8 protein-coding genes and 1 tRNA gene are annotated in these 9,350 nt (G+C 68.4%); 5 read left to right on the top strand and 4 right to left on the bottom strand.

Features of this window, described 5'->3' with window-relative positions; genetic code table 11:
- Window positions 1-13 precede the first annotated feature (13 nt).
- Genes parE through RDU12_RS07885 form a run of 3 tightly spaced genes read left to right on the top strand, consistent with a single transcriptional unit; the run spans window position 14 to window position 2,674 of the window.
- Window positions 14-2,101 (top strand): DNA topoisomerase IV subunit B, encoded by a 2,088-nt coding sequence (parE, locus tag RDU12_RS07895; protein WP_374990199.1) that lies wholly within the window; start codon window positions 14-16, stop codon window positions 2,099-2,101.
- A gap of 23 nt (window positions 2,102-2,124) precedes the next feature.
- The gene (locus RDU12_RS07890; RefSeq protein WP_300289456.1) at window positions 2,125-2,340 is read left to right on the top strand and encodes a type II toxin-antitoxin system PrlF family antitoxin; all 216 of its coding nucleotides are present in this window, start codon (window positions 2,125-2,127) and stop codon (window positions 2,338-2,340) included.
- Window positions 2,273-2,674, top strand: coding sequence for a type II toxin-antitoxin system PemK/MazF family toxin (locus RDU12_RS07885; protein WP_308684397.1), 402 nt, complete (start codon window positions 2,273-2,275; stop codon window positions 2,672-2,674). Before RDU12_RS07890 ends, RDU12_RS07885 begins: the two co-directional genes overlap by 68 nt.
- 3 nt (window positions 2,675-2,677) lie before the next feature.
- On the opposite strand, the gene RDU12_RS07880 is transcribed toward RDU12_RS07885, so the two are convergent.
- From RDU12_RS07880 to RDU12_RS07865, 4 genes are all read right to left on the bottom strand, one after another.
- Window positions 2,678-3,193 carry a histidine phosphatase family protein gene (locus RDU12_RS07880; RefSeq protein WP_300289459.1) on the bottom strand — a complete coding sequence of 172 codons (516 nt, stop codon included), beginning with the start codon at window positions 3,191-3,193 and terminating at the stop codon, window positions 2,678-2,680.
- Between the two features lie 55 nt (window positions 3,194-3,248).
- Window positions 3,249-4,499: a glycosyltransferase gene (locus tag RDU12_RS07875; RefSeq protein ID WP_300289462.1), complete on the bottom strand. Its 1,251-nt coding sequence runs from the start codon at window positions 4,497-4,499 to the stop codon at window positions 3,249-3,251.
- 133 nt (window positions 4,500-4,632) lie between these two features.
- On the bottom strand, window positions 4,633-4,815 hold the full coding sequence (locus tag RDU12_RS07870; RefSeq protein ID WP_308684396.1) for a hypothetical protein: 183 nt from the start codon (window positions 4,813-4,815) through the stop codon (window positions 4,633-4,635).
- Window position 4,816: 1 nt separating this feature from the next.
- Entirely contained in the window at window positions 4,817-5,707 is an 891-nt protein-coding gene (locus RDU12_RS07865) for an SPFH domain-containing protein (protein ID WP_300289461.1), read from the bottom strand.
- Window positions 5,708-5,905: 198 nt separating this feature from the next.
- Here RDU12_RS07865 and RDU12_RS07860 point away from each other — a divergent pair, with 198 nt between their 5' ends.
- Together RDU12_RS07860 and RDU12_RS07855 are read left to right on the top strand one after the other, a co-directional pair.
- Window positions 5,906-9,214, top strand: coding sequence for an autotransporter outer membrane beta-barrel domain-containing protein (locus RDU12_RS07860; RefSeq protein WP_308684395.1), 3,309 nt, complete (start codon window positions 5,906-5,908; stop codon window positions 9,212-9,214).
- Window positions 9,215-9,225: 11 nt separating this feature from the next.
- Window positions 9,226-9,302: transfer RNA gene (locus RDU12_RS07855), tRNA-Val, on the top strand.
- Window positions 9,303-9,350 lie beyond the last annotated feature (48 nt).

The raw sequence follows: 9,350 nt of genomic DNA, 5'->3' as shown, positions 1-9,350 counted from the left end.
CGCCGCGCCTTCCCTGTTCGATGACATCCCCGAGCCGAAAGGCCCGGAGCCGACTCCTGTCCCGACCCCGGCCCCCGATCCGGCCCTGACGCCGCAGGCTGTCGCGCCGAGGCCGGAACCGGCGCCGGTCCCGCGTCCGGCCGAGGCCGCATCCGCCTCCACGGCGTCCGCGACCGGCTATTCCGCTTCGTCGATCGAGGTGCTGGAGGGGCTGGAGCCGGTCCGCAAACGGCCGGGCATGTATATCGGCGGCACCGACGAGCGGGCGCTGCATCACCTGTTCGCCGAAGTCCTCGACAACGCCATGGACGAGGCGGTCGCCAAGCACGCGAAGCTGATCACGGTCGACCTCGATGCCGACGGCTGGCTGTCGGTGCGCGACGACGGCCGGGGCATTCCGGTCGATCCGCATCCGAAACACCCCGGCAAGTCGGCCCTCGAGGTCGTGATGACGGTGCTGCACTCGGGCGGCAAATTCTCGGGCAAGGCCTATGAGACCTCCGGCGGCCTGCACGGCGTCGGCGTCTCGGTGGTCAACGCCCTGAGCGAGAAGCTGGAGGTCACCGTCTGGCGCGACGGGTTCGAGTGGAAGCAGGCCTTCAGCCGGGGGCTGCCGCTGGGTTCGATCACCCAGGTCCAGCCCTCGAAGAAGAAGGGCACCCTGATCCGGTTCAAGCCGGACGAGGAAATCTTTGGCGTCGGCGCCGCTTTCAAGCCCGCCCGCCTGTTCCGCATGGCCCGGTCCAAGGCCTATCTGTTCCGCGGCGTCGAGATCCGCTGGACCTGCGCCGCCGAGCGGATCACCGACCACACCCCCGCCGAGGCGGTGTTCCACTTCCCCAACGGCCTGGCCGACGCCCTGTCGGAGCGGATCGGCGAGATCGAGACCGTCACCCCCGCCTTCGCCGGCCGGGTCGAGCGCAAGGGCGAGGCCGGAGCGGTCGAATGGGCCGTGACCTGGAGCCCGATCGGCTTCGGCGAGGCCGACGGCTTCGTCAGTTCCTATTGCAACACGGTCTCGACGCCCGACGGCGGCACCCATGAAGCCGGGTTCCGGGCCGCGCTGGTCAAGGGGCTGAAGGCCTATGGCGAGCTGGTCAACGAGAAGCGGGCCGGGCTGATCACGGCCGAGGACGTCATCGCCAACGCCGGAGCGCTGATCAGCGTCTTCGTGCGCAATCCCGAATTCCAGGGCCAGACCAAGGACCGTCTGTCGTCGCCGGACGCCCAGCGGCTGGTCGAACAGCTGATGCGCGATCCGCTGGACCACTGGCTGACCGAGAGCCCGAAACAGGCCAATGCGCTGCTGGGCTTCGTCATCGAACGGGCCGAGGACCGGCTGAAGCGGCGCAAGGACAAGGAGGTCCAGCGGGCCCAGGCGACCCGCAAATTGCGTCTGCCGGGCAAGCTGTCGGACTGTTCGCGCCAGACCGCCGAGGGGACGGAGCTGTTCATCGTTGAGGGCGACTCGGCCGGCGGCTCGGCCAAACAGGCGCGTGACCGCACCACCCAGGCCATTCTGCCCCTGCGCGGCAAGATCCTGAACGTCGCCTCGGCCACGGCCGACAAGCTGCGGGCCAATATCGAACTGTCCGACCTGGCGCTGGCCCTGGGCGTGCAGCCGGGCAGCCGGTTCAACATCGAGGACCTGCGCTACGAGCGCATCGTCATCATGACCGACGCCGACGTGGACGGGGCGCATATCGCGGCGCTGCTGATCACCTTCTTCTACCGGTCGATGCCGGAGACGATCCGCCAGGGCCGGCTGTTCATGGCCCTGCCGCCGCTCTACCGGATCAGCGCGGGGCCGCTGTCAGAATACGCCCGCGACGACGCCCACCGCGACGAGCTGCTGGCCACGGTGTTCAAGGGCAAGAAAGTCGAGATCGGGCGGTTCAAGGGTCTGGGCGAGATGATGGCCTCCCAGCTCAAGGAGACCACCATGGACCCGAAGAAGCGCACCCTGGCGCGGGTCACGGTGCCGGCCTCGGAAGACGAGATCGAGGACCTGGTCGAGCGGCTGATGGGCAAGAAGGCCGAGGCCCGCTACCAGTTCATCCAGGACAACGCCCGCTTCGTGGTGGATGAGCTTGACGTATAGGCGGTAAGGATTATCCTTACCGAATGATCACGAGCCGCATCACCAGCAAGGCGCAGACGACAGTTCCACAAGCCGTCCGTAACGCTTTGGGCCTCCGTGAGGGCGATGAGCTGGCCTATGAGATCCGCGATGGCCAGGTCACGCTGACGAAGGCGCGGGGCGGCGTGCAGGATGATCCTTTCGCCACGTTCGAGGAATGGGACAGCGAGGCCGACCGGCGAGCGTATGGGGAACTTTAGCGTAGGCGATATCGTCAAGGTCCCCTTCCCCTACACAGACCGGGATGTCAGGCAGCGCCGGCCCGCACTGGTGGTTTCCGCGACGCCTTTGGGCGGAGACGGGCGGCTCTATTGGGTCCTGATGATAACGAGCGCCGAGCACCGACGTTGGCCGGGAGACGTGGCCTTGGGGCGCCGATACGCCGAGGCGGGATTGCCTGCACCCTCTCTCATCCGGACGAGCAAGATCGCGACGGTGGAAGATGGCCGTATGGAGCCGCTGGGTCGCCTGCCTGACTCGTTCATGGAAACGGTCAGAGCCGAACTGGATCAGGTGTTGGGGCGCTCGGTCTGACGTTCAGCAGGTCGTCGGTTCCCCGAACCGGCTGACCACGCCGTGGGCCTGGCCTTCGCCCATCAGATGCAGCGTCGTCAGCCGGTCGTACTCGCATTCCGGCATGTCGGCGGCGTCGGCGTAGCCGAGGGCGCGGGCGATCAGGGGGACCGTGTTGCTGTGGCCGACGATCAGGATGGTCGAGTCGTCCGGCGCGGCCTCGACCCTGGCCACAATGGCGGCGAGGTGGGCCTGGAGGCCGCCGTCCAGCGGCACGGCTTCGGAAGTCACCGAATGATAGTCGGCGGTCGGCGCGGCGGTCAGGACCGTTCGCTTCAGGGGGCTGGTCAGGATCACCGAGGGATGGGCGTCGGCCAGGGTCGCGGCGAGCGCCTGCGCCCTCGCCTGCCCGGCTTCGGACAGCAACGGATCGGCGCTGGAATCGACCTTTTCGGCGTGGCGGACGATGACCACCGTCTGGGCCGCGGCCGGAAGGGCGGCGGCGAGCGAGAGGGCGGCGGCGAGCAGAAGGCGTTTCATGGACGGTCCCCGTTTCGGCCCAGACTGACGGGACGCGCGCCCCCTGTCGAGATCGTCAGTGCTCGACCCGGTCGCCGCGCGGTTCGACGAAGGCGCGTTCGCCGCTGACGTCGGCGTAGGTCATGCACAAGTCCTCGAACACCCGGCCCCACGAGAACCGCTCGACGGCCTTGACCCGGGCGGCGGCGCCGAGGGCCTCGATGTCGCGGGCGAACAGGGCCTCGATGGCGGCGGCGTAGTGGACCGGGTCAGCGCTCTTCGCCAGCTGGCCGACGCTGTCGTCGACCGTCTCCTTCACCCCGCCGGCGTTGACGCCGACGACCGGACGGCCGCAGGCCATGGCTTCGAGCACGATCAGGCCGAAGGGCTCCTTGTCGTTGGCGTGCACGAAGGCGTCGCAGGAGGCGATGATCCTGGCCACGGCCTTGGGATTGGCCTCGTACGGCAGGGAGATGACCCGCTCCTCGGCCGGCAGGCCGGCGCCGGCGCCGACCAGCACCAGATGGTAGGGCGCGCCCAGCCGCTGCACCGCCTCGATCAGGACGCCGATGTTCTTCTCGCGCGCCGGACGGCCGGCGAAGCACAGCAGGCGGGCCGAAGCCGGCAGGTTCAGCTTCTTCAGCAGCCAGTCGCGGTCGCCGCGGTCCGGGCGGAAGGTGTCGACCTCGACCCCCAGGGGCTGGATGACGATGTCCTTGATGCCGGCCTCTTCCAGCCGGCGGGCGATATAGCGGCTGGGCGAGATGACCCGGTCGAACTGGCCGAACAGGCGGGCCCAACGCTTCTCGACCGGCTTCTTGGCCCATTCGCCGAAATGCAGCGCGGCGAGGCCGGCCGGGTCGGAGTGGCAGAAGCCGACGACGGGACAGCCCGCACGCTGGCCGGCCTCGAGGGCCCCCTGCCCCGGCGTATAGGGATCGCCGGCCTCGATGAGCGACGGGTTCAGCGAGGCGACCCAGGCGCCCCAGCGCCGCACGGAGGTCGGCCAGCGGTAGCCGTCGCCGAAGGGCAGTTTCGTCGCATGAAGCTGGACGATGCCGTCGGCGTCGGCCTTGTGGTGCGCCCCGGGCACCACCAGCGAATGGGCCACGCCGGGCCGTTCGGCCTCGAGCCAGGCCTTCTTGGACAGCAGGTAGCGCTTCACCCCGCCCGAACGGGGCGCGTACAGCATGGTGGTGTCGACCAGCCGGGGACGATCGTCCTCGCCGGCGGCCTTGGTCGCCTTCAGGGTTTCGGAGACTTCCTCGTCCCAGCCGGGGAACAGGCGAAGTTCGCCCTCCTGAACCTCCAGCCCGGCCAGGTTCATCAGCTCCTTCTCAGCGGCGCTGATGCCGAGGGGGCCGACGCGTCGCGCCCGCTTCTGGATGCGACGGGCCTTGCGGACCTTGGACATGTGCGACTTCACCATCCGCGCGCCCTAGCGCCCACGACGGCGAAGCTCAAGCGTCATCCGTCGGCGGATCGTCTTCCGGCGGCACAACGCCGCGCCGCGCCAGCGCCTCGCGAAGCAGAGTCTCGACCTGGGCGTTGACCGAACGCAGCTCGGCGGCGGCCAAACGTTCGACCGCCGCCATCAGCCCCGGGGAGGCCCGCATCAGGAACGGCTTGCGACTTCGCGCCATGTCAGCCGTACAGGGTGCCGGTGTTGACGACCGGCTGGGCGTCCCGGTCGGCGCACAGCACCACCAGCAGATTGGAGACCATGGCCGCCTTGCGATCCTCGTCGAACTCGACGACCCCGCGCTCGCCCAGATCGAGCAGCGCGCTCTCGACCATGCTGACCGCCCCGCGGACGATCAGCCGGCGCGCGGCCAGGACAGCCTCGGCCTGTTGACGGCGGAGCATGGCGCCGGCGATCTCCGGAGCGTAGGCGAGGTGCGCGAGCCGCGCCTCGTCGACAGCCACGCCGGCGACCCTGACACGGCCCACCAGTTCGTCCCGCAGACGGGCGGCGACATCCTCGGCGTCGGCGCGCAGGGTCATCTCGGGCTCGGCGTCTTCCTCGCCATGGTCGTAGGCGTAGTGCGAGGCGATGTCGCGAAGCGCGGTGTCGACCTGGATGTTCACGAAAGCCTGATAGTCATCGACGTCGAACAGGGCCTGGGCCGAGTCCTCGACGCGCCACACGACGTTGGCGGCGATCTCGATCGGGTTGCCGCGCTTGTCGTTCACCTTGAGCTTGTCGCTGGTCAGGTTGCGCACGCGCAGGCTGATCTTCTTGCGGCTGTACCACGGCAGCACCCAGCGCAGGCCGGTCTTGCGGTCGGTGCCGCGGTAGTCTCCGAACAGCAGGATGGCCATGCTCTCATTGGGCTGCAGCGAATAGAGGCCGCAGATCAGCAGCAGGCCGATGACGCCCGCGACGACGCCGCCCACGACCAGCAGGATATTGTCCGGGTCCTGCGCGACGGCGACGGGGCCGCCGATCATCAGCGCAAGGCCCAGTAGCAGCATCAGAATGCCATTGGCCGTAGAGGCCGGGCGCTCGGTGGATTTGGAGTGGGTCGTGGTCATCAGTCCCTCCTGATTCGATATGAAAGTGATATCATATTGATACCGTTCTCGACAATAGCCACGCTCGGCGTCATGGTCGGGAGGTCGCCTTCGGCCTTGCATTCGCCTCAAATTCGCGAAACTTGAGGCAGGCTGGCGCGGTCCCTGTTAGAGGATCGCCGGCGTCTCTGCGCGTGTCGTCCACAGGGGTTCTTCTGAATGCGTATTATGCTTGCGACCGCAGTGGCGATCGCTCCCTTGATGGCGGCCTCGGGCGCCATGGCCGAAGTCGTCGTCTCGACGGCGCGCACCACGCCGATCACGACCCTCAATGCGACCGGAAGCGGCCCGGACAGCATCCGCTTCACCTCGGGCGGCTCCATCATCCTCAACAGCGGCGTGGCCGTGACGGTGAACTCGAGCCACAACTTCACCATGGAGGGGGGCACGATCTCGATCGACAACGCGCCTCCCGGGGCCACGGGGGTCCTGATCGAGGGCGGCAACACGGCCGACATCAGCATCACCGGGACGATCACCCTTCTCGACGACATCCTGACCGATACGGATACGGATACGGACAACGACGGCGACATCGACGGCCCGTTCGCCAAGGGTTCGGATCACTACGGCGTCCGCCTCACCGGAGCCGCGCCGCTGACCGGCAACATCACGGTCAACTCGGGCGCGCAGATCGGCGTTGACGGCAACAACTCCTACGGCATCTCGCTCGAAGCGCCGCTGAACGGCACGTTCGACATGTTCGGCACAGTGCAGGTGACGGGCGACGACAGCTATGGCGTCCGGGTGACCGGCGACGTCAGCGGCGACGTGCGGACCGGCGGCAGCATCACGGCGCGCGGGCCCGGCTCGGCCGCCCTCGCCGTCGAGGGCGACGTCGGCGGCGCCCTGGTCATTCACTCCAATATCACGGCCTCGGGCTACCGCTACACGACCCGGCCGGCGACGCGGCCCGAGGATTTCGTGGAGACCTCGCAAAACGACGAGGGCATCCTGTTCGTCGATGAACTGGACCCGGACGATCTGCTGCAGGGCGGGCCGGGCGTCAGCGTCCAGGGCAGCATCGCGGGCGGCGTCGTGCTGGACCGCGGCCCCTCCTATGGCGGCCTGGGCATCGAGGGCGACGACGACGGCGACGGGATCAAGAACGGCGACGAGGACGACGACGGCGACGGCATCCCCAACCGGACCGACACCGACCGCGACGGCGACGGTCTGGTCGACACGTCCGAGACCACAGCGACCATCAACGTTTTCGGATCGGCTCCCGCCCTCGAGATCGGATCGGCGACGCAATCGATCAGCCTCGGGGCGGTCGGCGTGGGCGACGAGGCCCATGGCCTGATCAACCGCGGCAGCATCACGGCGCAGGGCGTCTATGACGGCATGGCCGCCAACAGCGTCGTCATCGGCGGAAACGCCGGCCAGACCGTCAACATCGCCGGCGGCGTGCGGAACGACGGCACCATCGTGTCCCTGTCGTTCGAGGCCGACTCGACCGCCATCCGGTTTGGGGAAGGCGCGACCGCCCCGACCTTCATCAACACCGACGCCATCACCGCCGGCTCGAGCAGCGAACTGGCCACCACGACGACGGCGGTCCGGATCGACGCCGGCGCCGTCGTAAACAGCCTGGTCAACAGCGGAAACATTCTGGCGAGCACCGGCGGCGGCACGGCGAACACCTTCGGGGTTCACGACCTCAGCGGGACGCTGACCTCGATCACCAACAACCGGTCGATCCAGGCCACGGTGAACGCCAACGCTGACAACGACCCGATCACCGGCGTCGCGACGGCCATCGACGTCAGCGCCAACACCACCGGCGTCACCCTGATCCAGGACGGAATCGCGTCCACGCCGACGGACAGCAATCCGGACAGCGACGGCGACGGCGTTCCCGACAACAACGAACCGAACATCTTCGGCGCCATCAACCTGGGCAGCGGCGGCGACACGGTCGATATCCGCAACGGCATCGTCGTGGGCGACATCTCGTTCGGCGACGGCGCCGACAGCCTGCAGATCACGGGCGGCGCCCTGGTGCGCGGATCCTTGTCTGACAGCGACGGGGCGCTGGATATCGATGTCTCCAACGGCACGCTGGAGGGACGCCAGACCACGGCGTTGAACCTCACCAACCTGAACGTCGGCAGCGACGGCAACCTGATCGTGACGGTGGATCCGGCCAACAGCACGGCCGGCACCTTCAACGTGTCCGGGACGGCCACGCTCGCTGACGGCGCCGGCCTCGGCGTCCGCTTCAACTCCCTTTTGACGGCCCCCGAGCGGTTCACCCTGATCGATGCGACGACGCTGAGCTTCGGCGACATCGATCTGAGCTCGCTCGAGGACAACTCGCCCTATCTGTACGTGGTCGAGGCCGGGGCCGACGTGCCCGCCGGCCAGGTGTTCGCCGACGTCCGTCGCCGCACCGCGGAAGAGGCCGACCTGATCGCCTCCGAGGCGCAGATGTTCGACGCCTTCTACGGCGCGATCGGAGGCGCCGACGCCACCGCCCTTCGGGACGCCTTCCTCGGCCAGACCGGACGCGACGAGTTCCTGAACCTGTACGAGCAACTGCTGCCCGACCACTCCGGCGGCCCGCTGCTGTCGCTGGCTTCGGGCGTGGACGCCGTCACCCGCGCCCTGACCGGCCGCAACGCCTCGGCCGCGCCCGGCGAGACCAGCGCCTGGGTGCAGGAGATCAATTTCTACGCCGACAAGGACAAGACCGACACCTACGGCTTCCGCTCGGAAGGCTTCGGCGTCGCCGGCGGCATCGAGCGCGGCAGCGGCCTGGGCGCCGTCGGCCTGAGCCTGGCCTTCACCTCGTCGGATCTCGAGGACCCCGAGGCCGAGGCCGAGGAAGTCCTGTCGGCCAGCCTGCTGGAGCTCGGCCTCTACTGGCGCGCGCAAGGTCAGTACTGGACCACCTGGGCCCGCGCCGCGGCCGGCTATGCGTCGTTCACCTCGGAGCGCCGTTTCGTCGGCGAGGGCCTGAACCTGTCGAACGAGTCCGACTGGAACGGCTTCACCCTGGCGGCGGCCGGCGGCCTTTCCTACGAGCGCAACTACGGTCGCTTCACCATCCGTCCCGAGGCCTACGCCGAATTCTTCTCGCTCAGCGAGGAGGCCCATTCGGAGGAAGGCGGCGGCGACGCCTTCGACCTCGATATCGACGACCGCGACGGCCACCTGTTCTCGGCCACGGCGGCGATCAATCTCGGCATGAGGATGGGCGAGGACGACTGGCTGCGCCCGGAAGTCCGGGTCGGCTGGCGCCAGAACATCTCGGTCGATCCGGGCGAGACCATCGCCCGCTTCCGCTCGGGCGGCGGCGACTTCACCCTCTCGCCCGACACCATCGAGGGCGGCGGCCCGATCGTCGGCTTCCGCCTCAACGTCGGCAACGAACTGGGCATGCTGTCGGTCAGCGCCGACGCCGAGATGATCGACGACTATGTGCGCTACATGCTGTTCCTGCGGGCCAGCTTCCGGTTCTAGGGACGACGGACGGGCGGCTAGCTCAGCTGGTCAGAGCATCTCGTTTACACCGAGAGGGTCGGCAGTTCGAGCCTGTCATCGCCCACCATGATCCGCTGCTGCCCCACCCAGCTTCGTTGCCGACGGCCACCGCGCG

It is taken from the genome of Brevundimonas sp. (genome assembly GCF_031082345.1).
Taxonomy (GTDB): Bacteria; Pseudomonadota; Alphaproteobacteria; order Caulobacterales; family Caulobacteraceae; genus Brevundimonas.
This window is presented reverse-complemented; position numbering and strand designations above follow the sequence as displayed.